General features: G+C 33.5%; 24 protein-coding genes. 2 read left to right on the top strand and 22 right to left on the bottom strand.

Translation table 11 applies throughout. The features are described from left to right. Positions 1-313: 313 nt before the first annotated feature. From CLOCL_RS01355 to CLOCL_RS01305, 10 genes are all read right to left on the bottom strand, one after another. On the bottom strand, positions 314-2,044 hold the full coding sequence (locus CLOCL_RS01355) for a TnsD family Tn7-like transposition protein (RefSeq protein ID WP_014253653.1): 1,731 nt from the start codon (positions 2,042-2,044) through the stop codon (positions 314-316). Continuing rightward, the gene (locus CLOCL_RS01350; RefSeq protein WP_148263762.1) at positions 2,038-3,729 is read right to left on the bottom strand and encodes an ATP-binding protein; all 1,692 of its coding nucleotides are present in this window, start codon (positions 3,727-3,729) and stop codon (positions 2,038-2,040) included. Before CLOCL_RS01350 ends, CLOCL_RS01355 begins: the two co-directional genes overlap by 7 nt. Further along, positions 3,707-5,872 carry a Mu transposase C-terminal domain-containing protein gene (locus CLOCL_RS01345; RefSeq protein ID WP_041714837.1) on the bottom strand — a complete coding sequence of 722 codons (2,166 nt, stop codon included), beginning with the start codon at positions 5,870-5,872 and terminating at the stop codon, positions 3,707-3,709. Before CLOCL_RS01345 ends, CLOCL_RS01350 begins: the two co-directional genes overlap by 23 nt. Next, positions 5,847-6,704, bottom strand: a complete 858-nt coding sequence (locus CLOCL_RS01340; protein ID WP_014253650.1) for a heteromeric transposase endonuclease subunit TnsA — start codon at positions 6,702-6,704, stop codon at positions 5,847-5,849. Before CLOCL_RS01340 ends, CLOCL_RS01345 begins: the two co-directional genes overlap by 26 nt. 561 nt (positions 6,705-7,265) lie before the next feature. Further along, the gene (locus tag CLOCL_RS01330) at positions 7,266-8,135 is read right to left on the bottom strand and encodes a hypothetical protein (RefSeq protein WP_011837975.1); all 870 of its coding nucleotides are present in this window, start codon (positions 8,133-8,135) and stop codon (positions 7,266-7,268) included. After that, on the bottom strand, positions 8,132-8,926 hold the full coding sequence (locus CLOCL_RS01325; protein ID WP_014253648.1) for an ImmA/IrrE family metallo-endopeptidase: 795 nt from the start codon (positions 8,924-8,926) through the stop codon (positions 8,132-8,134). The genes CLOCL_RS01330 and CLOCL_RS01325 overlap by 4 nt, the downstream gene beginning before the upstream one ends. 13 nt (positions 8,927-8,939) lie before the next feature. Continuing rightward, on the bottom strand, positions 8,940-9,314 hold the full coding sequence (locus CLOCL_RS01320; protein WP_011837977.1) for a helix-turn-helix domain-containing protein: 375 nt from the start codon (positions 9,312-9,314) through the stop codon (positions 8,940-8,942). 163 nt (positions 9,315-9,477) lie between these two features. After that, positions 9,478-9,939: a hypothetical protein gene (locus CLOCL_RS22825; protein ID WP_014253647.1), complete on the bottom strand. Its 462-nt coding sequence runs from the start codon at positions 9,937-9,939 to the stop codon at positions 9,478-9,480. Between the two features lie 121 nt (positions 9,940-10,060). Further along, positions 10,061-13,531: a DEAD/DEAH box helicase gene (locus CLOCL_RS01310; protein ID WP_014253646.1), complete on the bottom strand. Its 3,471-nt coding sequence runs from the start codon at positions 13,529-13,531 to the stop codon at positions 10,061-10,063. Further along, a complete protein-coding gene (locus CLOCL_RS01305) occupies positions 13,516-14,427 on the bottom strand; it encodes a Hachiman antiphage defense system protein HamA (RefSeq protein WP_014253645.1) in 912 nt (303 codons plus the stop codon). The genes CLOCL_RS01310 and CLOCL_RS01305 overlap by 16 nt, the downstream gene beginning before the upstream one ends. A 242-nt stretch (positions 14,428-14,669) precedes the next feature. On the opposite strand from CLOCL_RS01305, the gene CLOCL_RS01300 reads away from it, so the two are divergent. Then, complete coding sequence (locus tag CLOCL_RS01300; protein WP_014253644.1) at positions 14,670-15,575, top strand: tyrosine-type recombinase/integrase; 906 nt, start codon at positions 14,670-14,672, stop codon at positions 15,573-15,575. Positions 15,576-15,806: 231 nt separating this feature from the next. On the opposite strand, the gene CLOCL_RS01290 is transcribed toward CLOCL_RS01300, so the two are convergent. The 5 genes from CLOCL_RS01290 to CLOCL_RS01270 form a co-directional block, all read right to left on the bottom strand. Continuing rightward, positions 15,807-16,010 (bottom strand): hypothetical protein, encoded by a 204-nt coding sequence (locus CLOCL_RS01290; RefSeq protein ID WP_014253643.1) that lies wholly within the window; start codon positions 16,008-16,010, stop codon positions 15,807-15,809. 268 nt (positions 16,011-16,278) lie between these two features. Further along, positions 16,279-17,139: a hypothetical protein gene (locus CLOCL_RS01285; RefSeq protein ID WP_014253642.1), complete on the bottom strand. Its 861-nt coding sequence runs from the start codon at positions 17,137-17,139 to the stop codon at positions 16,279-16,281. 225 nt (positions 17,140-17,364) lie between these two features. Beyond that, on the bottom strand, positions 17,365-17,931 hold the full coding sequence (locus CLOCL_RS01280; RefSeq protein WP_014253641.1) for a PIN domain-containing protein: 567 nt from the start codon (positions 17,929-17,931) through the stop codon (positions 17,365-17,367). Position 17,932: 1 nt separating this feature from the next. Further along, a complete protein-coding gene (locus CLOCL_RS01275) occupies positions 17,933-18,733 on the bottom strand; it encodes an ImmA/IrrE family metallo-endopeptidase (protein WP_245532828.1) in 801 nt (266 codons plus the stop codon). Next, positions 18,727-19,116, bottom strand: coding sequence for a helix-turn-helix domain-containing protein (locus tag CLOCL_RS01270; protein WP_014253639.1), 390 nt, complete (start codon positions 19,114-19,116; stop codon positions 18,727-18,729). Before CLOCL_RS01270 ends, CLOCL_RS01275 begins: the two co-directional genes overlap by 7 nt. Before the next feature lie 197 nt (positions 19,117-19,313). Between CLOCL_RS01270 and CLOCL_RS01265 the strand changes: the two genes are divergently transcribed. Beyond that, positions 19,314-19,610: a hypothetical protein gene (locus CLOCL_RS01265; protein WP_014253638.1), complete on the top strand. Its 297-nt coding sequence runs from the start codon at positions 19,314-19,316 to the stop codon at positions 19,608-19,610. A gap of 65 nt (positions 19,611-19,675) precedes the next feature. Here CLOCL_RS01265 and CLOCL_RS01260 read toward each other — a convergent pair whose 3' ends face one another. From CLOCL_RS01260 to CLOCL_RS01230, 7 genes are all read right to left on the bottom strand, one after another. Then, the gene (locus tag CLOCL_RS01260) at positions 19,676-19,942 is read right to left on the bottom strand and encodes a hypothetical protein (RefSeq protein WP_014253637.1); all 267 of its coding nucleotides are present in this window, start codon (positions 19,940-19,942) and stop codon (positions 19,676-19,678) included. Positions 19,943-20,066: 124 nt separating this feature from the next. Next, positions 20,067-20,804 (bottom strand): DUF1444 family protein, encoded by a 738-nt coding sequence (locus tag CLOCL_RS01255; protein WP_014253636.1) that lies wholly within the window; start codon positions 20,802-20,804, stop codon positions 20,067-20,069. A 170-nt stretch (positions 20,805-20,974) separates the two neighbouring features. Then, complete coding sequence (locus CLOCL_RS01250) at positions 20,975-21,556, bottom strand: DUF7686 domain-containing protein (RefSeq protein WP_014253635.1); 582 nt, start codon at positions 21,554-21,556, stop codon at positions 20,975-20,977. 13 nt (positions 21,557-21,569) lie between these two features. Beyond that, on the bottom strand, positions 21,570-22,472 hold the full coding sequence (locus CLOCL_RS01245; RefSeq protein ID WP_014253634.1) for an ADP-ribosylglycohydrolase family protein: 903 nt from the start codon (positions 22,470-22,472) through the stop codon (positions 21,570-21,572). 29 nt (positions 22,473-22,501) lie between these two features. After that, positions 22,502-23,512 carry a PDDEXK family nuclease gene (locus tag CLOCL_RS01240; protein WP_014253633.1) on the bottom strand — a complete coding sequence of 337 codons (1,011 nt, stop codon included), beginning with the start codon at positions 23,510-23,512 and terminating at the stop codon, positions 22,502-22,504. A gap of 96 nt (positions 23,513-23,608) precedes the next feature. After that, entirely contained in the window at positions 23,609-25,639 is a 2,031-nt protein-coding gene (brxL, locus tag CLOCL_RS01235) for a protease Lon-related BREX system protein BrxL (protein WP_014253632.1), read from the bottom strand. Positions 25,640-25,703: 64 nt separating this feature from the next. Then, a complete protein-coding gene (locus CLOCL_RS01230; protein WP_014253631.1) occupies positions 25,704-26,921 on the bottom strand; it encodes a hypothetical protein in 1,218 nt (405 codons plus the stop codon). Positions 26,922-26,938 lie beyond the last annotated feature (17 nt).

The following is a 26,938-nucleotide window of genomic DNA, read 5'->3' as shown; positions in this document are numbered from 1 at the left end:
TTGCATCATTTCTATATATAATGCAATAATAAAACACAGCATTCTTCTATCATTATACTTAAAATCCTATTTTTCCCTCTATAATTTCTATTAATCTATTGATTTACTATGTTTTGGTATCACTCCTTATTCAATATCATATTTAATATTTAAAACGTGACCTGTATGATTCATTTACCCCAATAAACCATATTTTGCTTCAACTTAAATATTTGCAAAATAAAAAAATTTAATTGATGCAGACACAGATACAACAAAGAATTATGAAAACAAGTAAATAATATTAACTTTCTTATAAGATATGAATATTATACTATCTCGCATTGCGTAAATTTTTGTAAATGTTTACACAATATCCTTTTTCCAATAATAAATTCTCAATATTCTCTATAATATGTTCCATATACCGTGGCTTAACCCCTGCTGTTTCAGCCAAATTCCATATTGTTATTTCTTTTCCCTGTCTTTCTAATTCCTCAATACCCCATTTTATTTTTCTTATTTGGAATTCTTCCAGACTTTCTACTTCTGAATCTATATATGCCTTTACCAATGGGAGTTTATCTTTCTTCTTTGATAGCCATCCGCTAATCCCTAGTTTACTACCTATGGTTGTCCAAGTAATTCTTTCAGGTTTACCTTCTTTCATTTTTGCAATAACTACTTTTACTAAAGGTAGCAATTCCGCATCTCTTTTAGCCCAATCAACAGTGTTAACTGTCGTTTTTATTCTACGATAATTTTGTTCCAACCATTTACTATCATATCTTTTTAACCATGTATATAATCCATCATTTTTTCTTCTTATCTGGTTACTACTTATATTAGCATACTGAACATGAAGTTGAAGCCATTTCCTCCTGAATTCTTCTCGTTTAATTTTAAATTCTTCAGTGTCAGTATACTTTTTGTGAAGGTATTTTCCACCTCCGTTAAACTTCCAAAATGGTTCAATTCCAAGTCTATCGATACTTTTTCTAATTGTCTTGGTGGATGATTTTAACACATCTGCAATTTCTCTTATAGATAATCCTGACTGGGCAAGTTCTATCAGTCTCTGGTCCCACAGTTCCTGATAAGTATCAATATTATTCTCATCTTCATCATTAAAACCAAGTTTTATATTAAACAAATCAGCGACAGGAATATCAAGAAACCTTGCCAATAATAGATATCTTACTGTATAAGTTGTTCTATTATTATTTCGTACCATATCTGATAGCCAACCCCCAATATTATTTAATACAGTAGATTGAACAAGTTGTAAATATTCATGACAGTAAAAGTCCACAAAGTCTTGTTTTAACTTCTTTTGATGAATATAGTTGTTCATTCTTGCATAACCTTTTTCAACCAACTTAACCCGAAACTGATTGCTAAACCATTCAGGCTCCTTAAATCCAAACTGATTGTTTAAAAGTATTTCTGCATCCTCTGCCATCCAAAGCATCTTCTTCATTAAATCATCTGGGTAATTTATTTCTTTTTCTACTTTACAATTCTCCTTAGATGCACTAATAAATCTCTGCCTGTTTCCTGCTCTAATAAGTTCCGTACTTTTATAAAGGGGTATTTTATGTTTTGGACATACAAATACCCCTGTAATTTGATGGCTTCTGTGCCAGTATGGTTCCCCAAATGTTTCTATATCTTCTTTGAAACACTCAGGGCAAAATCTAAAATACTTATTTAAGGTAATGGAATTTGATATTAAACCTATTCTTATGTAGGAAACAGCACCCTCACCATTTCTCATTGTCTCTATTATTTTATCAGCCCGCTTTTGGGGAATAAATGCTGCAAGAAACGGAAATAAGGTATGCTTATAGATAAAGTATTCTGCTGTATACTTTGTATTTACAGGCATATTTCTGATTAACGCATCCAGTTGCGTAGGCAGTTCCATTGCTGCTATACAGTTCCTTGTTCCAAATAAATCCTCAAAATTATGTATCTCTCTTATATTCCCGCTTCTCATGCAGTAGCGTGCCAATGTACTGTATAAAAGTTCGTCTGGATATGGTGTAGGAAAAAAGTTCACCATACCACCTCCCTGGAAAAAATATCATCTTTAAAACTTATAATATATCCCGCTTCTTTTAAGGACTCATAGGCACTTTTATTATCCTTTTTCCCCTGTTCAACAATAGTCCGGATATCAAGCGGATTTGCCGTACTCTGTTTTTCCTTTCTTCCTTTTACCTTCCTTATTCCCTTTTTCTCTGGCTCTTCCTTCATGCCTTCATCTTTAAGCAGCGCCATCGCATCTTCCACCATGCCCTCTGCACTTACATCCTGATTTTGAGAAAGCATGGTATCAATTATTTTCTGTGCCTTCTTAGCATCCATTCCTAAATCAACAAGTTTTAATACGGCTTCCTTTTTCTCCTCCATGAGGTTTTCCTGCTTCATTTTGTTCTGTCTTTTCTTTATTTCCTTTGCCCGCAAATCCAGGTTAATAGATTCTTTGGTTCGGGTTAAAAAGTCATTGAAGTCAATACCTGTCATGCAGATATCCTCATATTTAGCAATTTCTCTGATGTTGCCAGTCTTTAAAGCAGTCAGCATTGGCTGTACTAATTTTAAGTTTTCCTTGGCCACCTTTCTAATAATATATGGAGTTATCTCTTCCTTTCCTGATGAAATGGCGTAGGCTTGAGTAATGGCATAGACTTTTTTTAATAAATCAGGTATCCCCTGTGTTTCTTCATATAAAATACTGCTTATTTCAGGAGTAAAGGGAGTTTCTTTCCTCGTCCACTGGTAGTGCCATATTGAACTTACTAATAAATCCCACACCTCATCTTTTTGAATCCTGTCGCATACCATATCGCCGCCAAGACCTGACCCTCTTCGTGCCTGTCTGAAATCCCCCTGAAGTACCTTAACTGCCTTTGGGGTTCCCACTAAAATAACTGGCACCCCTACATTATTTACAAGGTTTACAAAGAAATTCAGCATTTTTTCGCTTCCTCCCGATTTAGCCATGCTTAAATGCTGGATTTCATCTATCACTAATAAGCCTAAAGAGCAATTTCTTACTACCTGATTCATTACTGTCATCATTGCATCTGCTGTTGCCCTTGTTTTCATCATCTTTTGATAATAGTTGGTTCCCAACAGCCTGTCTATTTCTGAAAAAAATTCATACAGCAATCCCTTGATAGACCCGTCATGAGGACACTCTAATTTTACCCATACTACCTGATACGCTGAAAAAGGGATGCCTCTATACTCCGAATGAACAATAACTTGTGGATACATATTTAGTATACGCTTTAATGAAGATGTCTTCCCTAATCCTGATATGCCTATAAGAGTAAATCCAAAGGATGATGGATAAAATCCGTCATCATCCTTTGGATTTACAGGATTCGTTCCATAGTAGTCTCTGCAAAAGCCCTGAGCCAGTTTACTTTCAAACGGATTTCGGAAAACATACCCCTGACGCAGGGTACGTGATATCTTTCTTTCCAGTTCTATATTCATTGGTAAGGGCTGAAAGACTTGAAAGAGCCTGTCTACCATATAAATTCTGTAGTGGCTGTCCAACTTCCTTTCATTTTGGTGGTATTGAGGATAAAAAGCCAGTTTTTCTACCACTTTATGAGGAGAAAGAAGATTTGGAAGTGCTTCTATGAAAGGATTATCCTGATAATCTGGTATCACCTGGTCCTTATATTGTGCTTCTTCTGCCATGCTGCCATTAGGAATTATTATCTTCTTCACCCTTCAGCACCTCCTTCTGCCTTTTAAAAAGCAACTGCAGGGTATTCATCCCTTCTTCAAAATCTTCTTCATTAAATACGCTGCTGTCATAATCTCCTTCGTTATTTCCTAGTTTAAATGCTTCTTCCGCCCTTCTTGCTGTTTTTTCAATCTTCCTGTTTCCCCTTATGTTTTTTACCCTCTGCCTGTCGCTCTCTGCAGTACTTGTCTCCCTTTTATAATCTTCATCCGCCTGTTTTACGATATCTTCTATTTCTGCAATCAGTTTTGTTTTTGCTTGTGCCACCGAATCTTTACTTTTCTCTTTCTGCATTCTTTCTACCGCCAACAAATACTCTATTTCCTCAATTGCTTTATCTTTATATCTGGTACTGCTCTCTATTAAAAAACATTTCTCATATTCTTTGGGATTATCGCCACAGACATAAATGCAGTTCATATTGCGTGGGTCGTAACTTATCTTTACTCTCCACCTTCCATTTGTCCGTGCATTTGCAAATACATCATTTTTTAGCATGTTCGAAGATGCATAATACATATCTTTATATTTTATTCCTTTTTCAGTAACTACCGCTGTATCAGAAGGCATAAGGGCCAATTTAACAATGTCCTCCGATATACTCCGCAGGGTTCCTCCCCTGTTTGCAATTCCCCAGTTCCAAAGTTCAATGGGAATGCAGGGGACATCATCCTCCACCATCATTTCGTCCCGCTTATAGTAATCTAAGTGATAATAGTTATTGTGGTATAAAATGCACTTTATCATAATCTGTGTAAACTGGTATAAATCGAGTTTTGCTTTCAATCGGTAGTCCTTGTCCCCTCTTTCCCTGCCGTCTAAATCTACAGCACCAGGTAAAAATGGTTTTACTCTCTCATTGGTAATGCCAAAGAACCGTTCTACCGCTGATTTCAAGTCTGCACGGTATGGAGGTGTATTCTGCACTTTTATATTCAGCATGTTTATAAGGTTTTCAATGTTTCCTCCTTCCAGTTCTCCTCTATCAGCAATAATAGCCTCTGGTAAGTAGTGGGCTGGCCAATCCTTTTCCTCTATCTCAATACCGTACTGTCTGCAATATTCTACTTTATTCATAGTTGCATTTAAAAGCGCCATCATGGCACCAGTATAGGAACCGCTCTCCAGACCTATATAGATTCCACATATCATACGGCTAAACTTGTCAATTACTGCATAAATGGCAGGCCTGCCGATAACCCAATTTCTGTTAAATCTAGATACTAAGTAAACATCTCCTACCTGGCAGTCTATTTCAAAAGTTCCAGGCTGTATTACTCCGCTTAAAGCGCTGCCTGTTATGGCCCTGTACTGCTTTAAAAATTTCTTGTTGCTATAGCGGCTAGTTATCTCTTTTTTTATATTACGCTCCTTCTCAAACCAATATCTGAACTGGCCAAAACTCGGAATCTCTGATTGAGGTTTTATGACAGGTATCTTTACGCCATTTTCTTCTTTAAAGCCGTCTGTAAAATATTCTTTCCTCATCAGTTCATATGTCAGCGTAAGAGAGTTTTTTGCTGTAGTGTAATAATATTTATTAACAGCAATGCGGAAAATTCTTTTAATATCCTCGGTTACATTTACCCCTTCTCCATTTATGTCCTGATACTTCCTTGGCCTGCCCCTTTTGGCATTTCCAGCCTTCCTCTCTTTACCTTTTCCCCCGCAGTTTTTATAGTCTGGTATTAATGCATTAGGTGTTTTCCCTCTTTTCCAGTACCGCTTAAGATACTCAAATACCCACAATTCACTTATATTATGAAATGCAGAAGCCTCACGAACTGCCTTCCTCCTGAAATGAGACTCAAAAATTTCTGGTTCGCAAGCCACCATATCCTTAATCACTTTCCAAGCATTGTCCCTCATCTTTTTATGTTTTTCTGGAATATCTTCTTCTTTTAATATAACTGCAAGCGTGTCATCTTCTTTAATAACTGCCCTTCCATTTATTAGCGCACTATCTATGTCTGCAGTACTGCGCAGATACGGAGCGCTGTTTTTGTTAACATCAATAACATACACTAATTCTTCATCCATCCAAAGTACTCTTTCTATGCTGGTACTTTCACTTTCATCCTTCCATTCGATTAGCGAATTAACTGTATACTTTAGCAACCTCATGCCCTCCTTTACCGCTTATTTCAGGCAGGCGAAGTGAAGAACCACTCTCATTGAGATTGATAGGCTTATCCATATCGAGGGCTATCCTTTTGCCTGCAATTAAATGCTTAAACAGCAGTAACCCTACCCCCGCATCCAAAGAATAGTCCTTTTCAAATTCTGATATAATTTTCCTGATATTCTGCTGATTATCTATAAGCCTATATAAAAGTGCGTCTAGTAATTCATCAAAATCATCTTTAGAAAGCCCGTTGCAGTCATCGGAAGTCATCGCCGAATGAATCCACTCTATATTTTTTGCCCTAACATCGTTGATGTCCTTATTTGTCACAATACCCCAGTTAATTCCTTTAGCAGTCCAGTATCTTCTTTCAATCTCCAGTTTTTCAATTGTAGTCTTTTTTGATAATTCCGATGCATATTTTATGCTTCTTGCAGCGAAATTCTTTTGTCCATCAGGATTTAACAGCGTAATTAAAAATGTTGTAGTTAATATGTAGGGTTCTTTTGTTTTCTTATCTATAAACTTATCCAGTTTTAAATCTGCCGTATCTTCCAGTACTGTTTCCAGGTCTAAAAGCGGATAATGTTCCCTAATATCTACTACCTTCTCTTCCCAATCTAATAGATAAAAGTATTTCAATTGAGAGTCAGAGAAGAAGTGGTGTATTCGCTGTGTAGTCCACCCAAATATCCTTGTTGCTCTTCCCATCGAAGGATAATCTTGTATAGTAAGCCATGGCTTATATTCCTTCCCTTCTCCTTGTCCCCTGCCTTCCTGTATCCATCTTTTTAACTTATTTTCATCCCAATTTGTGTTTCTTTTGGCCACACAAACACCTCCATATGTTAGGGATTAGAGACTAGGGTTTAAGAACCAAGGATTAGTATAATCGTAATATCCCTTATGCCTTAAACCTTATCCCTAAACTCCTAAATTTCAAAATAAAAAATGCCACTGACTCCAAGACACCTTTTACTTAGATGTCTGTGTCAATGGCATTTAAACCATCTATGCTGTGTATTTTATTTTAACATAAAACAACTTTATTTTAAACGTCAAAATTATTGCTTGAAATGATATGTAGTAATCGGATAAGATTTTGTGTAATTCCAGACATAAGGAGGTATTTTATGAGGCATAGTGTTTTTTTGACTATAAAACTGGTAATTCTCATGAGCATGTTTTTGTTACCATTTACCATTATTACAGAAAATATGTTTATCCGCTTTATTGCAGGCTCCCTGCAAGGTATATTCCTTATTATGCTTCTTTCTTTTACCGTAAAGGTTCAATCATACTTTAAAAAAGATAAGAAATATTAAAGCAATAAGAAAAAGGTTTTGGTAGGCTTAAAATCTACTAAAACCTTTTTACTATAGTCCAGTATATTCAAAAGATTAAATGTATCGTGCTGTCCTTTAACATTTCTAAAAATGCTGCATTATCTATCAATTTGTCTTGCTCCTCAATTGAATTATCCTGTTTTTTTCTCGTAAATTTTATTCTCCTCGTCTGCCTGTAACTGTCCACAAAAGCATCAATATTTTCTTCGTTTATATACCCAAGCCTTGTCCATTCATAAATCAAAAAGTCATTCGATTTGAAAGTTATGGAAGTATTGCTCCTGTCTTTAAATCGCTCATCTCTATAAAGCATTTCTTTAGCCTTAGAAACAAATTCATAGGTATCCCTGTCACTGCTGAAGATAGTTATAATATCAATGCTTCCACTGTAATAATAGGAAAGGATATAACTTAAAACGGCAATAGATATCTCTCCTGCATTCTTCTTCTGAATTCTTCCGTTTGAAAGTTTTCTTTGGTCTAGTCCCTCTTCATAAAACACGCTAAGCCATTCCTCATAAGGGTCTAAATCCTCTATAGGCCTATTTTTTAAGATGTTTTTCTTGATAAAACTAACAAGCCTGCTCACATTGTAGCAGCAATGCAAAAACAGATAGTATAATTCTGCTTCTTTGTAATCCACCAATGTTAAATAATCAACTTCATCTATAATTTGGACCTTCGAATAATGTTTTAAATCATTTATGTAACTTTTTCTATTATCACTATCACAGACCTCAACCCATACCCATTTGGGGATAAGAATCATATCATACTGGCTAAATATCTTTTCAGGGCTGACGCTCTTGCGTACCCATGTTAAAAATTCAACAGAGTTATTATCCAGGATGCAAACTTTGAGAGACATGCCCGTGGAAAGGTATTTTTTTAATTCTTTTATGCCTTCTCCTTTCATTTGGCAAGTCCCTCCACTCCTTTTTTAATTTTATTCTTTAGCGTGAGCAGAAACTGATAATTATCTTTATGATGGGAGACATCTGGGTTTTCTTTCATAGCATTTTGTATCTTTTTCTCTAATCCCCCCAAACTTACAACAAATGAGGGTTTTACTAACTCTGCATCCAATTCCAAATCTATAAATTTTTGCACTAAGTTCTCAGGTTTATTATCAAAATGCTCAAGAATTTTTTCTTTTAAATCCAAATCATTATATTTTGTAACGGCTTCTTCGAACAGTTCTATCAGTACTGCCTTATATGGTGCCTTATATACATCCATGCATTTTATGACTCTGTCAATAAAATCTTCATCATCTAATGAATAGTAGTAGTCGTACACATTGCCAAAAATCATTTTTGCAGCAAAATAATCTGCTCTTCTTTCATTTAAATCCATATCAACGGCAATATTATGGGTCTCATCCATTAAATTGAGGTCATAGAACAAATGATATATTTCATGCCATGCCACAAAATATTGATAGACACGGGGCTGGGCTGTATTGATAACTGGTATTTTAATATTTCCCTTTGTAATAATAGCCCCGCCCCAATACTCATCATCAATGGGAATCTGGATTAAATGCTTCTCTTTTAATACCGAAAAAGACAGTTTATCCTGTCCCGTTACCCTCGACTTATTAAATCTGACTGTAAAATCATTTGTTAATCTTAATATATCATCTTTAATCAGGTTATTTTTTTCAATAACCTGCTCAAGATTATTACTCGTTATTAATTCCGACATAATCTGCACCTTCTTAATTGTAATACAGTTCGCACATATGAACTATATCCTCTAAAATACCAAACATCTCTTGAGCATTAGGGTTCAGGGCATGATTCTCTGGAGCATTGTCAGACAGCGCAAAAACAGGTTCCTTTTTCGCATTGTACTTTGGAACATAATTTAGTAGTTGTTCTTCATCCATGTCCTGGCTGTCCAAAATCTTTTGAATATGGGTTTTGAATGTAGCGAGGCTGTCGACTTCTCCTTTGATTAGTTTATCTAAAGTAGGCCGTGAAATATTAGTAAGCCTTGAAAAGGAAGACTTTGTATATCCATTGTCTTTAATGATATTTAATATATTTTTACCGATTAGTTTTCGATTTTCGAATAATAATTCCATGCTCATTTTTACACCTCCTACTTTATTATACACCAAAAGTGTAAAAAAAGATACGGTTTGTAAAAAATATTTTTACAAACTTTTGAGGTTATCTTTTCAGTTGTAAAATTTTCTATAAGAAAAAAGCATCGGCAGAATTTAATTCCTGCTAATGCCTTTTCCCTATTGCCTAATGAAGAATGCAACCTTTTATTCTGTAATTCTTAATATAATCCCAATATGCTTTTATTTCATCCTGCTCTAACATTTCAAAGATGTCTTCAATCTCATCATAAAAATCCTTGTATGCTTTGCGGATAGAAGGCCTCATTTTCCCTCTTAGATGTGGTAATGAATAATTGCAAAATACCAAATCCCTTAAGACCAGAAACTCTGCAATGTTTATATCCAAAATAATTTCCTTTTTACCATATGGTTCGGCCATTAAGATAAGTAATTTGACCATTAACATCTCGGCATTACTTATATATTCATATATTGCAAAGTTATTTACTACCTCTTCTTCATTACCTAATACTTCACGAAGTCTATCTGCCTGCTGCAATAAAGCGCATAGTAATTTTTTAGGAATTACAACTTGAATATTTTCTTCATTGAATTTTGAATAAATTTCTTCCGATTTTAAAAGCATAAAATAAGCCCTCCTTATATCTATAAAATTCCTATTTCTAAACTGTGTATAATATAAAGAGGGCTACACATTCTTATCAAGTTTTATAATCAATTTAAATGAATACTAATATATTTTCTTTTTAATTACTAACTTTTATTATTATTTCTACTGTTCTGGCTGTTAACCTAATAATCTCTACCTTTAAAACATGGTCGCCTTGAATATACTCAAATATTTCTTCTGAATATTCAGCAGGCACATAGCCAATTTTTTCTCCCTTTAGAGTTTTAACTTCAATAGCGAATTCATCGTATAAGTTTTGAGGCTCATGATTTAATAACAGTTGTGTATTCTTATTTATACTTTTATTACTGTACAAATTGAAATAATCATAAAACTGTAATCCTCTTACATCACATATAATTTTACCTGTATCTCTTAAAAATGAAGTTCTGTTTCTCAATTTAGTTCTAACCCTTGCAATTTGCCTTATAGAAATATCATCTATTCCTTTTATGCTTTTTTCTAATTCGTAAAATCTTTTTTCTAAAATCCACTTATCTATAGCCCATTCAGGGTCTTTGGATGACTCGTTCTCGTATAGCACTGCCAATGTATTGGCCAATTCTCGGGATTCAATACCTAATGTACATAATTTAACTGCTTCCAAATTCTCCACACCATATTTTATTTTAGCGGGTAAATCCTTTAAGATAAAATCAGCAAACATTAAACTATCTTTGGCTAAAGCATATAGAGAACTAAAAGCCCAAGGTAGTTTATATAAAAACATATCATTGATATAATTGACACAAGTCTGGGTTCTGTTTGAGATATTATTGTCTTCATAGAATATAGAGTCCCGGATTTTGAGAAAACTATCTCCACTAATCCAACTCATAAAAGCCTTATAATGGTCGATATTATAATTAACTTTTTTATTGCCTACTTTATAATAATATTGTTTAGGGCTAATTTCCTTTAATTCAATTATCTTTTCAAATATTTCTGGAGTTATAATTGTTTGTAACCGGAAATCGAATCCACTTTCATTTTTTGAAATCTCGTCAATAATTTCTAACAAGATGCGATTAGACCTAAAACTAAGTCCCGTCCTATTAAATTTTTCTATAATGCTCTTATCTAATTCCTTAATAAAGTCATAATACTTAATACATATTTTATCAAACTTATCTAATGCTTTATCATCCGCTTGTTTGGCAAATAGTGAATTCATTAATAGTTCATATAAATCATCATAACTATTTATATAGTTTATATGCTCTTCATATAAACTAAAAATAAATACCTGTAACCTATCAATAAAATCTAATAGGGATTTCTCCACATCCTGTATGGATATTTCTATTACTTCCTCTAACTGGTCGATAATTGAGTATATTTTATCAAATTCTTCAATCATCGAACTTGAAACATTAGTTTCTTGAGATTCGCAAAATAAAAGTTGTCTGAAGTAACTTTTATTATCATTATTAAAATAGTATTCTGGATGAAAAATCAAAAATATCTTTCCTTCAGTATCAATATAGGCTCTTCCAGCCCTGCCAACTATATTTTTAAAATCTGCAATGGATAATTTATGTTCTCCTTCATACGATGTAAAAGAACCTAAAACAAAATTTTTGATTGGTAAATTTACCCCATCAGATAATGTTGTGGTACATGCTAAGACATCTATTAAATCTGACTTATATGCTTTTTCTATTTCTTTTCTTACTTCAATAGGTAAATCCCCATGATGATAGGCAACTCCATATAATATGCTATTGACCAGAGGGTGTTCACTTCCTAGTCGGCTCTCTAAAAATTCTTTTAGTTTATTTATTCTCACATCGTTTTTTAAAGGCAGATATTTATCTGAATATTCAATAAAACGCTCTAGGTCTATTTTGGTAAAAAAATAAACCAACACTTTACCGTTATTCAATGTTTTTATGAACTTAAAACAACGGTCGTATTTTGTATCATATTTATTATTGCTTTTTTTCCACCGTCTATTTGAATTTTTATATTCAACTATTATATCTGTAATTACGTCTTCTATAGCCCTTCTTCTTTCAAGATATTTATAAATAAGGCGATATGGAGTTATTTTTTGTCTTTTTTTATCACTAATTCTTATATATTTAGTACGGTCAGTATCAGGAATTAATACACCATAAACTCTCCTGCTTGGAGTCCATTCCGATACTACAGGTTTAAACTCATCATTTTCGAGCCAAACATTAACTTCTTCACTATTGCTAACAATAGCCGACATTAGAATAATTTTAAAACCATATTGTTGCTGTTTAATCATGAACCATGTAATTAGTGTTTCTAACAACCAACCCCTACTGTTATCAGCCACTTTGTGAAACTCATCGAAAATAATCAAATTTATTCTTTCAATAAATTCTTTATGCCTCCGTAACAATAAATCTAGTTTTTCAGGTGTTACTACAAGAACATTAGCATGATTTAATAAATCATTCTCATATTCATTCTCATCAGTGTCAAGAACTGATGTAACATTGTATCCAACTTTTCTTAACCTATAGAACAAGTTACTTTCAATCTCAGACATAAGAGCCCGTGTTGGGGTTACATATATACATACCTTATCTTCCGATAACTGTAGCGCCTTCACTATCGCTAATTCTGCGACAAAACTTTTTCCTGCACTTGTAGGCATAGAAATAAGTACTCTTTTTATATTTTCGCTTAGATAATTAAATCCTTTATTATTGCACCTCAAAGCATCTAACTGGGATTTCCATAATTCATAAACATTTCTACTATCATACTTTGTTAGGACTTTTATATATTCATTTGTAAAGCCTTCCCGTGGAAGTATTGACCACACACTTTTACTGTGCATTTTGTGTAACACTTCACTCAATAATGAAATATAAAATAAGGTCTCTATATCATCCTGTTGTATTAAAAAGTTCTTTAGTTCCTCCATATTTTCAAATATGATTTCATTATCAAATCCGTCAACAAATGAACAAGCATTTAGGATTAAAATTCTATTCAAAAAATCCCATATAGTATTTTTAGATAATTTAATTGATAAGTCCAATTGATTTCTATCTTTATATATTGTTTTAAATTCTCTACTTAAAGTAAGGCAAATATATATCCATGATTTTTTAACATCAATATCCAAACTGGGGATTTTGTCATTTTCAATAATCGACTTCAACCTTTTACCTATGACCGCTGCACTTGCTTCTTTATCTGCTAAACTGTATGAAACTGAGGAATAAAATAAGTACTGATGCTTTTTTTCAAAGCCTTCAAACTCTACATCAGCAAGCAACTCAAATATTAGTCCAGCAATATTTAATCCTTCAATATAAAAGTCTTGAATATATTTTTTCATTTCTTCACTTGTTACATTAGTTAACAAGGAAAGTAAATACATTGAAATGCTTTCCATAGAAGTTCGGTCGATATTATCTACTTCTTTTCTATCGAGTATAAATTTTTGTATGTAAAAATGAAGGTCAATAATAACTTCCCTGACCCTTTCTACTTCTTTTTTATTCTCGATAATATCTTTTAAGCAAAGATATAACTTATTCATATCTATAAGTTTGTCCATATTACTTCCAACACTCTTTCTTTAATATCTTTCATTCCTTTAATTCCAATTAATTTTATTTTTCTACACTCACTGCTATCATACAAATGAGTTGCACATTTAGTGCAAAAGTTTTTAAATACAGTTTTTTGTGGAGGAGAGTTCCTCCCATAATTAATAACCCCTGCAAATCTTTTATGTTTTGTTGGATTCTTATTCATAAAGTATATTGGCATTCTGTTGATAAAATTCTTTAAATCTTCCGGTGCACTATATTTGGTCCGTTCTTTAAAAGCATTAATTGTTTGATGTATTAGATGTACAGGTCTCTCTATTAATGAATCAAGAATTCTGTCAGGATAATCATCAATTGTATCATCAGTGGTTTTGACTTCTCCAATAATAAAATAATAGTCATAATCACTTTTTCTAATTTCAACATAATCTAAGCCTGGCTGCTTCGAATATGTTTTAGGACAACTCGGTTCAATTATTATTTTTTCATCTTCAAGACATTGTTCTCTTACAATATAAAACAATACCTCACCAAAATACCCATTAAACGCTTCTCGGTCTAGAGATTCAATATAATTTTTTGTTTTATTATACTTAGATTGACTTATCATTCCATCAAAAAAAATAGATTGAGCAAGGTACTCTTTTTCTTCTTTCTCTAATTCAATTTTATTATCAATTACTTGCTGAAATTTATAACATAAATCTTCACCATTATCTTTTAATACTAATTCCCCATTACACCGTACTCTACAAATCAATTTAGCGAATTCAACTACAAAGCGCTGTATGTCATCTTCTTTCAAATCTTTTTTCCAAAGCAGTGTAATTGTTCTGCACTGATTATGCTCATAGTACTCACTTATATCAAACCAGTTATGTAAATCAGGAAATTGCTTCATACGAAAACCTCACAAAATATATTTATTACTTATATAAATTATAGGACAAGTTTCATATTTTTTCCACAAAACTTGTCAACAAAATCTAAATTCTTTTTCCAATTTCCCTTAAAACTAAATAAAAATCCCCAATAATCACTCATTATCTCTTGAAAAATTGGAAACAAAACTTTAACACCCACTTGAAACCCTTATCCAATATCTTTTATAGTATTAAAAACTTATATGGAAGGATGTTGATAATGGGAGATAATAAGGGATTAAGTGATGGTAATCTTTATCTTGATGAATTTGCTGCTTATTTAATAAGCATAGATAGGTCTGACTCTACAATTAAGACATATATTGAACACATACAAGCATTTGCGAAATGGTTTGAAGAAACCAATGGTATAAGTTTTAACCCTTCTGTGGTAACTGAAATTGATATCAGAGATATGCGCTCATATATGCAAGGAACAAGACATTTAAAGGAAACAACTATTAACCTTAGGCTGGCTAGTTTAAAATGTTACTTCTCTTTTTTAGTATCAGAAAAATATATTAAACACAATCCCGCACAGAATCTTAAAAAAATAAAGATACAATCGCCTGCTGCTCCCAAGTCTATAGATGAACAAACCTATCGTGCCTTACGCCGTCATATATATCGTTGTGGAAATAAGGCTCACATCGCTATGTTTGAAATTTTAACCAGATGTGGAGTTAGAAATTCTGAACTCATAAATATCCGTTTAAGCGACTTTGAAATCAGTGAACGAAAAGGGACATTAAAAGTCATAGGTAAACAAAATAAAGTACGCTATATACCTCTGCATAAGGATGTTCGGGATGCAATAAACAACTGGATGGAGATTAGAAAGAACATTAAAACAGAGTATGATAATCTGTTTATTTCTGAGCGCAAGACCCCTTACACTAGGTCAGGAATCTGGAAGATTTTTAAAAAATACTGTGAACAAATCGGGATTACTGATGTAACTATCCATTCCTTCAGACATTATTTTTGCCGAACTTTACTCAAAAATGGCGTTGATATTTCTGTAGTTGCCAAGTTAGCAGGTCACTCTTCAGGTTTTGTTACGGCTCAGGTATATACCATTCCAAGACAAGAAGAATTGGAGGCAGCAATAGAAACATTAGTTTAAGGCTTAAAAAAACAGGCTCATTTTGCCTGTTTTTTTGCTATCTATAATACTTTCTATTTTCGTTTTATAATGCCTATTATTGCAGAAATGCTGACAATTGTGATACATACTATTAGACTTATTATTACATACTTCATAACTCCTAACCTGCTTCCTGTACCCTTTACTCTTTACAGGATTTAGGGACAAGGGATAAGGTTTAACCTCATCTTTTCCCTTACCCCTTGTCATCTAACTCTGCTGCTTTATCACCTTCCACTCTCTTATGTTATCTATCATTAAATACATTGTAACTATTAAGAACGGTATAATTGCCAGTAACCTGTATTCATAAAACATTCTCTGATAAAAATAATAAAGCAAGAAAAAAACTATATATGCAATAGTGGTTGGTATGGCTATATAAAGCATAATATTTTTTATTTTCTTTTTCATCTATAATCATCCCCTCTGAAATATAAATTTATAAGATAATTGTAGCGCGCACAAAAAAATTTGTCAGGTCCAAATTTATAAAATGTCATGCATTTGTAATAAAGTCTGCCAAAATTTTTGTCGCCTTAAAACACTTTCAATTCCTTTATACATAAGCCTTTTCCCATCTCAACTAATATACATATAATTAATAGGGTTCAGGGCATAAGGTGTTAAGGAAATAGGAGAAATATGACTTATAGGAACAATAGTAATCTTATAGGATTTTTTATTCGATGTTAAATACCATTTTCTTTAGTTCGTCTATACTGCAAATGCTGGTCACCATCTGAAGCCATTTCATTAATGTGTCCTCGTTGTTTTGTTTCGCAATTGCATAGTAGATGTCATCAGGTAGGACGTTAAATTTCTCCAAAAGTATTATAATTATTGATTCCCGCATTCCCTCCTTAACCCCTGCATCTTTTATACTTAATCCTACCTCCGTATCCATGAGATATTCCTTTAAAACCTCAACCCCTTGTTTACCTATTAATCTCGATACAATTTCTGAAATTACTGTTAAGTACGCTATCCTTTCTTCTTCATCCTTTATTTTCCCTATGATTGACATAACCTTCAGCAACACTTCATTAAAAGGTAAGGAATTCTTCATAAATGGAAGAAATACCAGGCTCAGTTTGTCAGCCTCATTAATAGGAAAACCCGAACTAATTTTTTGACTAATTTCCTTATGCACTCTTTCTCCATCAAGTCCTGATAAATCTACAATTTGAGTATTATAATAAACTGAACCAAAACTCCTCTGAAAATTGCTATTTTGCTTGCTTCCAAAATTCAGAATAACAGTCTTTACCTGCATCCTATATCTCAATACTATACTCATGTCATAGGTCAGCATGCTCTGGAGGTCAGGTTTTATTTTATCACTTATAATTTCCATGTGAAGCAATGTATCATCCTCAAGTAAAAACATCAATAATGGTAGTTTATAATTCTCTATCCTTTCTACTTCTGCTATTTCCTTTATCATTGGCAACTCTAACCCAATCCACTTGAATGATAATCCTTGGAATATCTTATTAAAGCATTTTTCATTAAAACTCTCTTCCTGAAAAGTCACTCTCATATCCATCACCTCTAACCTTGATTTTATCGCCTCGAATTTTCTTTCAAAAAATAAAAAAGCACATTCTCCTTAATTACTGCCAAAACGAATCTGGCTGTATAAAGAGAATATGCTCTCCGCCTGTGTCACTAACGCTATTGTAGCGCATATTAAAGAAGAACACAATTACATTCTAACAATTAATACTTCCATCTAACCTTATCCCTTTAACCCATATTCCTGTCTTCATATGCCTAAATATCCTTTCCAGCCATTTCTCTCAAATCTTATAAAAGCCTTTCTATACTGCTCTTCAAATGAGTCCTTAGTTGGATGAGTCAATTTGCTATTAATATTATTAAAAATATCTTCTGCTTCGTTTTTTGTAATCTCACCAAAATACACACATAAAGCCAGAATATTATTGTGTGTAAGGGTAATAAACTCATCCAGCCACTTAAATTCAGTGTAATTATCTGATATTATTATTGGAATTCTCAACGCCTGGACATATCCTGCACATTCACTTTCTCCTGGACCTATTACCTTTTTCTTATCTTCGATGATATCTCTTGCAAGTATGTTTATAGATATATCTTTCTTCCTATCTACAATCTTAAATATACTCCCGTCCTTATGAATTGCTTCGTTAATCAAACCATAATATCTTCCTGCATTTTTCTTTATTTCAATGTCATATGCAAATTGAGGAATGATGATTTCTTTAAATAAAAGTTCTAAAATGTCCAATCTGTTAACCCTGGCTAAATTAATCAGGATATCAGCATCAGATATGGCTCCTGAATATCTCATGTTAATAGTCCTCTTCCAAGGGATACTCATATCCGAATTGTTCAGGAGCCAGTCCGATAAATTCAAGGCTGGTTTTCATGTTCTTGTATGAAATATTCCCTCTTTCGTAGTTGGTTTTTATAAACTCAATATATTCTTTTGGCACATATGTTTCTTTTGATGGAGTTATCAAGTCTATACTGTAGCCTTCCCGTATGGTTAAAGATTGGAGTTGTTCCGTATTTCCCAGTGAACAGATGTCTACCAGTTCCTCATATTTGTCAATAGAGCATAAATTAAGTTGGATAAGCCTTTTTAACATAGCCTTATAACTTACTTTAAAATAATTGTGCATTCTAATGATATGCCTTGGCAAAATACTGTTTTTATCTACATTAACAATTTTATAAAATACTTCTTTTACATAGTCCTCAGGCATTAAAAATTCGGAAGCAAATACATCCGCTTTCGCATCTTCCTCTTTATGCTTTTCATCATTCAAAAGGATTTTTTCTTTTTTCAGGATGTCGGCATTATAAATAAGATGGTATAGTTCATGGGCGCCAGTATAGCGTTCATGTCCCAAAGTAAAATTGCTGTTTAAATAGACAATAAACTGTCCCTCAAAATAGGTAGTAAACCCTGATAATTCATCTGTATCCAATGGTTTTCTTATTAAAAATGCAGCCTCTGATAAAATATCAAATATATCAGAAAGCCCTTTCCTTGCAAATTTTATTCTTACTTCTTCTGCTAAATCTTTGATTTGCAGTCTGAAGGATTCCTCTGGGAGATTCAAATTATTCTTTTGCAATTTTAACACTCCTCCCACAGTGGCTTTCTCTTTTGTAGTTTAAACTCTCCATTGTATATTTTCTTTTGGTAAACAAACATCTTTATCATATCCTGGAGTTTCTCAACTTCTTCAATCGTTTTTTCCGAAAAATTTTTCTTTCTGAATAGCGTAACTAAGTCATCGTCTTCTTCATCTTCAAAAAGAATGTTTATATCTATATTCAGAACTTTGCATATGGAATTTAACTCCACAGCCGATACAGTCCTGTTGCCGTTTTCTATTTTGCTCAATGTTTCCCTGCTCATGTTAATACCCTTTTCAGCAAGTCTTTCTACTACCTCAATCTGGCTTAATCCCCTTGCCTCTCTAATAGCCTTTATTTTTAATCCAATGGAAATATCCTTTGACATCTTTAATCCCTCCTTTTGTAATATTATATTACATCAATATTAGTTTTGTGTCAATATTTTATACATTTATGTAATATTTTATTACCTTTGTATAAAGTTATACTTAATTCGTTAAATAAAATTTTTGCACTGATTTTTTGATTTTCTATGAACTCACCTATATAATACCCGAAAATCTCTTGCGAGGAGTGGTTATAATGATAAACTTAGAAGTTTTTAGGCTGGAACTAAATTACCTGCAACAGGTTATAAAGGATATCATAGGAGATAAGGCTTCAAGGGAGTTAGGTGAAGCAATTGAATTATTAGTACTATGCTTCCTTAATCCTAAAAACTATGATACCTATTGCCTATCCAACCTTCAAACGATTGAACAGTACTTAAATCAGATTCATAATGAAATAGAACCCGGTAAATACAAACTCCTAATGAACAACATGCCTACTATAAGGAATTTTTTGGAGAAAGTAAAATTTGAAATATCCATATCATAACAAAATAAGGCTTTGCAGGATATACAGCCTTATCCCCAAAGCCTTGTTCCTTTATCCTAATTTCTCTATAAACCTTGTCCCTTTTTTACAAATTCGAATAAATCAGTGTTATCCATCCTTCTAAAAGCAATAGCCTTTTCAATATTAGTTAAAACCACCTGATTTTCCTTAATTTCACCAACCAAAGTATACCGAAAATCATCATTGTATGCAGTGATAAACTCCTCTGTTCCTTTATCTACTTTTATAGACTGCAATTGTTCCATGATACTATCCCTATTTAATTCATATTTATCAATAAGAGCACCACATTCAATTAAAACCTTATTCATACTGCCATATCTCCTTTCCCATATATTACTTTTTATATTATATGAATTTACTATCTCTAAATCAATTGAAAAGCATCCTTGCAATCCCTTTGAAACTATACTTGTTCCTTATTCCTTTTACCCTTCAATATCCTTCATCTATAATATCAAATACCCCATTTTTATACTGATAAATTTTGTCCGAAATCCTATTCGGGTCTTTATCTGCAATAATCAATGATTTTATAATTTTTATATATTCAAGGTGATACTTAGCCACAAGTAACGTAGATGAAGAAGGGATTGCAAAAAGATAATCCCGTCCTACTTTTTTTATTATCTGTTTTTGCATTGAATCACTAAGCAGGAACGAAGCATTGAAATCTGTAGCATAACGCAAACAAAATATGTTGAATGCATCATCTAGTCGTACCAGTATATTAGAAAGTTTATTCAGGTTTTCCCATGCTCTCTTTTTTACCTTTTCAAAATCTACATCATCAGTTTGCAAAATAAACCTAAAAGTTTCCCCCATGTCTGAAACATAAAGTACATCTATATCTGTAAAAGCCTGTTCCCGGTAAAATTGAATATCATTTTCCCCTTTCCCAAAATCCATGCTTTTAAGGAATGGATACACACTGTTGTAATCAATCTTAAACTTATATTGATTTAGAATATCATTAATAATGTCAACATATAATTTTAAAGTTTTCCTATAATCCTTTACTTGCTGATATTCCCTATAAATACTACTAACAGGTATAGACACACTGTTTGGGTTAGACTCCACAATAACATACTTTCCCTGGACCCTTGCTATAGGAAATGTTTTATTTAAATCAAAAATTATCTTCCTTGAAAAATCAGCAATAGTAAGCATTACCTACCTCCTTAATAACTCTATAAAACACAAAAAGCATACTCTCTTAACTTATTCCAGCATCTACTGGCTGTGTAAGAGAATATGCTCTCTCTGTATACTTATATTTTACGTTATATTATAGGTATGTGCAATGTTTTTATCTTAAATTTGATACTGTGAATGTAGACTTACTCTGTAGGTTCAATTATTTCTAATCTAAAGTTCCATCCTTCGCAGGACATCAATATCCTACCGAATTCTTCTAGGCTGTATTCCTGACCGTCTATGATAAATTTGGGTGTTCTGTCATCATATCTATCATCCCATTCAATACGCCCTTCTACTACATTTTCCTTAATAGAGATAAGTTCTTGTCCTTGAACTACTTCTTTCCTTATAAATTTTTTTGATAGTCCTTTCTTTATCTTTTTATAAAGTCTTTCCAGGGCATCATTTGAATCTTCTTCAAAATCCTGATGTACTTCAAAAGAATAGCCTATTTTATTTTCGCCTATAAACTCTACCGCTTCCCAACAAATACCTGTTGGGTTAATCATTTTTCCTATTTGAAAGCGATGTTCTATTCCATCGCAATCTATAAAGGTAGCCTCTTTTTCAAAATCTTTATAATCTTCAATTCCAAGCATATTAGCAGCAAACTCATTGTAGCAGTCTCTACATAGAGATTGGGATGGCTCGTCTTCTTTTATAGTTAAAACTACCATTCCAAAACCGCTTGGCACTCTTCCACACCATTGACACCTATTCATGCAAATTCTCTCCTTAAAACCGACTGGAATTACCCTTGAACCTTTCTATCATCCTCTTTGCAATAGAAGTTAACTGCTCTTTTACTAATATTTTTTCCTTCCACCTGCCAGGGATAGCATCATAGCCGTAATACACTCCAGCCATTCCACCGGTAATCGCGGCTATAGTATCCGCATCTCCGCCCAGATTGGCCGCTTCGCAGATGGCATCCTCAAAGGATGAAGTATTAATAAAACACCATAATGCACATATTAAGGTATCAAACACATATCCCGTTGGTTTCAATTCTTCTTTTGATAACCGGAATACTTGCTTATATTCTGGATACTTTTCTATGTATTCTCTTATACAAGGCACTTTAGGCTTACCATTGAGATACTGGTAAACTATCAGATTATAAAACTGGCAGGCATCCGTTGCTTTTTGGTCATAATGGGTAAGAACACTTTGTGAAGCAGTTATCTCCAGCATTTTTTCAACATCATTATAATATAATGCAACCGGTAAGCATCTCATAAGTGAACCATTGCCGGCGCTCATACCGCCTGTTGCCTGATGAGCGTAGTAGGCTGTTTTCGTCCAGTCATTGCTTCGTTTATACTCGCTAAGTGCAATTTGGATAATATTGCCGATATCTTTAGGTTTACTATCATACCATTCAATAAAGTGTCTCCCAATATCTTCGATAGGATTCTCCGGGTTATCCAGAATGCCTTGCGCAACAGCAATTGTCATCATTGTATCGTCTGTCACTTCCCCAGGTTTAAGGCTCCAACAGCCACCACCGATAATGTCCTTTAAGTATCCGTACTTTCTTTTAATCTCATCCTTTGACATAAACTCAAGCGTTCCACCCAGAGCATCACCACAAGCGACCCCAAAAAGCCCTCCGAGTATTCTTTCATATCTATCCATGAAACACACTTCCTAATACTATATTATATTTACTCCTCGTTATCAATCTCTCTAAGTTTCTCACGCCTTAGGCTATCTAAAGTTTTATCACAATCTAACTTTACTGCCCATTCATAGATACATATTGACGACCATCCCGTTACATCCTGCCCCCATTGATTATAGGTAATCTTATTGCCTTTGTAGTTAACAAATCTTTGGTCGATAACTTCGGCCGTTGATGCTTCCTTATCATGATTTCTTATATACAACTTATCTCCTTTTTTTAGCAGACCCCATTCGAACAATTTAGGCATCCTGGGAAGATTAGTTCTGATAATTTCAGTTTGGTTTTTCCCCACTTCAACTTCTTTGTTATCCTCAATATCTATATAAAAATCCTCTATACTTGAAGGGGGAAGAATCCTATCAACCTGTAAAAACACTTGGTTGTTTATCTTTAATGGCATAATACTAAAGCAACTGATATCAACATTATTTGATATTAGCCAAGCCACAGCGGATAATGTTTGAGTATCAAATGATGATGCGACTAATATTATTCTTTGCTTTTGGTTGAATGTTTTTAAAGAATTATTACTTATTAGAAAATCGTTTATTATTCTTTTCCCTTTCTCAGCAGGTGTTAAATCTCCCAATTCAAACTCTTCTTTATGCTTTTCGATATATTTTGAGAATATTTTATTAACTAAAACATCTGGTGACTTTATCTTAGCATAACTTGCTGCATATCTAATTGCCTGGAATTCAAATGCTTCTTTTCTACCCTTTATGTCATCAGCATCTCTTTTTATCTCTATAAGAACAATATTGCCATTTTCATCGATTGCAGTTAAATCACTTCGTCCTTTTTCCTTATTGTTTACTTGCTGCCCTACTATTAAAAGACTTTCTTCTTCGCCAAATATTACCTCAATGTTTTTCCTAAGAAACTCTTCAATATGCTCTTCTTTTAACTTTAAATCTTTAAAGGTTGAATTGCTAATCTCAGTATCACTGGTGTCAATATTATTTTCTTCGATACTTATCGGAATTAACATCTTATTTCACTCCTTACATAATACTGGCAGATAGTTCTTGGTAAACTTTCCATTAATATATAAGTAAAAATACTCCTATCCTTGCACAAACTCAAACTACTCCACCCCAAGTGCCTTAAATACCGCATCTTCTGGACTCTGGTAGAATGAAATCTGAAACTTTGCAAACAATTCAGGCGGAACAGTAGGAATATCCACTGCAGATGCCATTGGAAGAAGCACCCTCTTGGCACCTGAATCAAAACATACCTGCAGCACATTTGCTAATTCCTCAACCTTTATTATTGTACCGCCTATGCTGAGTGAACCCAGAACAACCAACTGGCTCTGTGGAGGCTTACCCAATGCCCCTGAACATAGTGCTACAAAGGCTGCCAATGCAAGTTCAGAAGTCATCCCTACTCCATGTATATCCTGTACATGCATCAAATAATCCTTTGTGGTAACACTTATACTTCCGCTTATATTTTTGCTGTTTGCTCTGAAGTACCTGAAGGCTGTCTCTATACTTTCTTTTGCCTCTCTATCGGAACCAAGACCTGTCCTTTCAAATTTACCGGTACCTGATATAACCTGGGTTTCAATCTTATAAGCCCCTATCATACCTGATTTCCCTCTGGCAATGGTATAAAGATGACCTGGTTTACCCATGCCTTCAGGTATTATTTTGCCACCGCCCTGCTCAGGAACTGAAACAAATTCCTCGCTCATTGTTTCATTATCTATGTATGAGAAATGAACATCATAAAACTCCATACCCCCTATTTTCTTTAACTGCTCTTTAACACGCCTTCTTCCTACCAGTGCATAACGCAGTATTTCTTCTATATCGTCCCTTGCAAACTCACCGTTAGGGTATATGAGTTTTACAAGTCCTGAAACTGTTTTTCTTACTGCAATAACATCTCTTTGGTTTAAGTTGTTGCCCAGTTTAAAGAACTTATCCAGTGTATCAGAGAAGGACCGTTTTCTCATTTCCCTCATGAACTCTGATACGTAATCAGTAATAAAACCGTATTCATCTGTAAAAAACTCCGGTCGCATTTTGGGTATCTCCCACCCAGGTATGTAATAATGCATCCTGTCAAAGAATGCTGTATCATTGGCCATTGCCTCAGGAAACGGTTCAAAGAGGTGGGATGTTTTTAACAATACATCCACGCTCTGATTAATATTGCCAACAAATACCATAGAAGCAGAAGCATTCTTCTCTTCCTTCCCCCTGGCAAAGGAGCCCGAAGCCATGTAATCTTTCATTATTTGAATTCCATCTTTATCTTTAAATGAAATTCCTGCTACCTCGTCAAAAGCCACACAATCCCAAAGTCCAACAAGGCCAATCTGCCTTGAAGCCATATTGTAAAATAGGTTTGCAACCGTCGTCTGACCACCTGATACCAAAATGCTGTTTGGAGAAATCTCCTTATAAACATGGGATTTGCCCGTACCCCTTGGCCCCAGTTCGCAGAGATTGTAGTTATTCTCCACTAAAGGTATCATCCTAGCCAGAAGATGCCACTTCACATTATTTTCGAATCTTGTAGGTTCCATTCCTATGGACCTTAAGAGAATGTCTATCCATTCATCTTTTGTGAAATATTTTCTGCCGTTTATTATCTCTTCCATATCAAGATTAGGCATTTGTATGGGGGTCAAATTGCTAATATTAAAAGGGCTTGTCCCTCTAGCCTCTTCATCATAGTAATAATCCATTTTTATAATGCACCATATTCCCCCACAAAGGAGTTTTTCATATTGTTTTACATATGTAGGTGATATGGCTACTCCCTTTATTCCCAAATTTGAAAATTCGGCTTCATAGATGTCCTTCTTTTCATTAAGTTTTACACTAACCTTATCAATAACGGTATATTTTCCTATCTCCCTAATCTTGGATTTTACCTTCTCTGCTTCATCAGGGCGCACAAAATTTTCAGCCAAAATTCTTTTTACTGTTTCAACGCCCTCATTAATCCCATCTTCATCATCAGTGGCACAATACATACCCAAAAGATATTCAAGAACAAATACGGGTACATTTGCACCTTCTTTTATCTTTTTTGTTAAATCCTTTCTTACAACCCTGCCGGCAAAATATTGATTCAGTTTCCTGCTTAATTCATCCACTATTTCAACCCCTTAACTATACTCTGTATTCCTAACATAGTAGAACAATATATTTTAATAAATCCTAAGACACTTCTTCTCCTAAGTAATACAATCCTTCATCTTTTACGATAAATACTTGCTCCCTCTTATTAAAGGATATTAGATTTCTTACTGAATCAATTGTATTTATTACACTCTTCTCAAAGTCTTCCATCCTTTTTACAAAGTTAGTATCAAATTCTCCTTTCTCATTCCATACTTTATCTTTATTAATAATTGCTTTACGTTCAATTTGTTCTAATACCCCTGAATATTTATTAATAATATCTCTATTAAACGTAACTGAATCTATAAAGTGAATGTTTAAATCTTCTATTAAGTTATTGCAGTATTCATCATCATAAATCTGGGCTAACTGCATCTCATACATCTTGCCTATTAACAATAATTCAAAACATATATGCTGTTGAACAAGCAATTCTGATACCTCAATCTCAACTTTTTGCACCTCATTAACTCTTTTACCTGTAGTTCTATTATTGCTGATAATACTGTCTAATTCTGCATTCTTTCTTTTTATTGTACTTTCATAAAATAGTAGATTTTGTTTTAGTTCTACTAAATAAGACTGCAAATTAGTCAATGTAGCAATTCTCAAATCAGAATTATTTATTATAATATTGAGATTATTTCTGATATAGGTATAGAAACCAAATATCGCCTTGTTTTTCGCTTTTTTATCATCTAAAAACATCGATATTATTTCTCTTACATCCTTTGATATACTTTCTAAAGACTTATCTATTCTAGCCATAAAATACTGACCCGTAATTGCGGATATTACTGTAAATACCATTACAGGTGTTAACGACAAATTCTGCAATTCAACCAAACCAGCATGAGTATTTCCGATTTTGCCATTATTAACTAAAGGAGTACCTAGCATTCCATTCTTATATCTCATTAACTCTCCTACTGCCCCTTCAGGAAAAACTACTTTATAAGCACCCTTTAGCATCTCTGATTGTTTTGCAGTTTGTACTATAGGAAGATATTGCATGAGACTCATAATCTTCTCAGAACTACCAATTGGTCTTAAACTTTTTGTTTCGTACTTGTTTGGACTATCAATTAATGACTCTACATGTAAAAATGGTTTATTATCAATTGGATTTACAAACTGTAATGAATTTTTTAGTTCCTGTTCCTCTTCTGGTTGGTTTTTAATTTCTGACTTGATTTCTTCAATATTCTTCAGAATTTCATCTATTCCCAATAACCTCTTAATATACTTCTTCATATTGGCCTCCTTTCAAC

It is taken from the genome of Acetivibrio clariflavus DSM 19732 (genome assembly GCF_000237085.1).
Taxonomy (GTDB): Bacteria; Bacillota; Clostridia; order Acetivibrionales; family Acetivibrionaceae; genus Acetivibrio; species Acetivibrio clariflavus.
The sequence above is the reverse complement of the archived record's forward strand: the minus strand, read 5'-3'. Positions and strand labels throughout refer to the sequence as shown.

Bases quoted from the DNA above. Each gene is read 5' to 3' on its own strand.
- CLOCL_RS01305 (WP_014253645.1), bottom strand. From the start codon at position 14,427: ATGAAGCAATTTCCTGATTTACATAACTGGTTTGATATAAGTGAGTAC.
- CLOCL_RS01300 (WP_014253644.1), top strand. From the start codon at position 14,670: ATGGGAGATAATAAGGGATTAAGTGATGGTAATCTTTATCTTGATGAA.
- CLOCL_RS01250 (WP_014253635.1), bottom strand. From the start codon at position 21,556: ATGAATAGGTGTCAATGGTGTGGAAGAGTGCCAAGCGGTTTTGGAATG.
- CLOCL_RS01325 (WP_014253648.1), bottom strand. From the start codon at position 8,926: ATGTCGGAATTAATAACGAGTAATAATCTTGAGCAGGTTATTGAAAAA.
- CLOCL_RS01265 (WP_014253638.1), top strand. From the start codon at position 19,314: ATGATAAACTTAGAAGTTTTTAGGCTGGAACTAAATTACCTGCAACAG.
- CLOCL_RS01310 (WP_014253646.1), bottom strand. From the start codon at position 13,531: ATGGACAAACTTATAGATATGAATAAGTTATATCTTTGCTTAAAAGAT.
- CLOCL_RS01355 (WP_014253653.1), bottom strand. From the start codon at position 2,044: ATGGTGAACTTTTTTCCTACACCATATCCAGACGAACTTTTATACAGT.
- CLOCL_RS22825 (WP_014253647.1), bottom strand. From the start codon at position 9,939: ATGCTTTTAAAATCGGAAGAAATTTATTCAAAATTCAATGAAGAAAAT.
- CLOCL_RS01240 (WP_014253633.1), bottom strand. From the start codon at position 23,512: ATGTTAATTCCGATAAGTATCGAAGAAAATAATATTGACACCAGTGAT.
- CLOCL_RS01270 (WP_014253639.1), bottom strand. From the start codon at position 19,116: ATGTCAAAGGATATTTCCATTGGATTAAAAATAAAGGCTATTAGAGAG.
- CLOCL_RS01255 (WP_014253636.1), bottom strand. From the start codon at position 20,804: ATGCTTACTATTGCTGATTTTTCAAGGAAGATAATTTTTGATTTAAAT.
- CLOCL_RS01245 (WP_014253634.1), bottom strand. From the start codon at position 22,472: ATGGATAGATATGAAAGAATACTCGGAGGGCTTTTTGGGGTCGCTTGT.
- CLOCL_RS01280 (WP_014253641.1), bottom strand. From the start codon at position 17,931: ATGAGATATTCAGGAGCCATATCTGATGCTGATATCCTGATTAATTTA.
- CLOCL_RS01285 (WP_014253642.1), bottom strand. From the start codon at position 17,139: ATGAGAGTGACTTTTCAGGAAGAGAGTTTTAATGAAAAATGCTTTAAT.
- CLOCL_RS01330 (WP_011837975.1), bottom strand. From the start codon at position 8,135: ATGAAAGGAGAAGGCATAAAAGAATTAAAAAAATACCTTTCCACGGGC.
- CLOCL_RS01320 (WP_011837977.1), bottom strand. From the start codon at position 9,314: ATGAGCATGGAATTATTATTCGAAAATCGAAAACTAATCGGTAAAAAT.
- CLOCL_RS01290 (WP_014253643.1), bottom strand. From the start codon at position 16,010: ATGAAAAAGAAAATAAAAAATATTATGCTTTATATAGCCATACCAACC.
- CLOCL_RS01345 (WP_041714837.1), bottom strand. From the start codon at position 5,872: ATGAGGTTGCTAAAGTATACAGTTAATTCGCTAATCGAATGGAAGGAT.
- CLOCL_RS01230 (WP_014253631.1), bottom strand. From the start codon at position 26,921: ATGAAGAAGTATATTAAGAGGTTATTGGGAATAGATGAAATTCTGAAG.
- CLOCL_RS01260 (WP_014253637.1), bottom strand. From the start codon at position 19,942: ATGAATAAGGTTTTAATTGAATGTGGTGCTCTTATTGATAAATATGAA.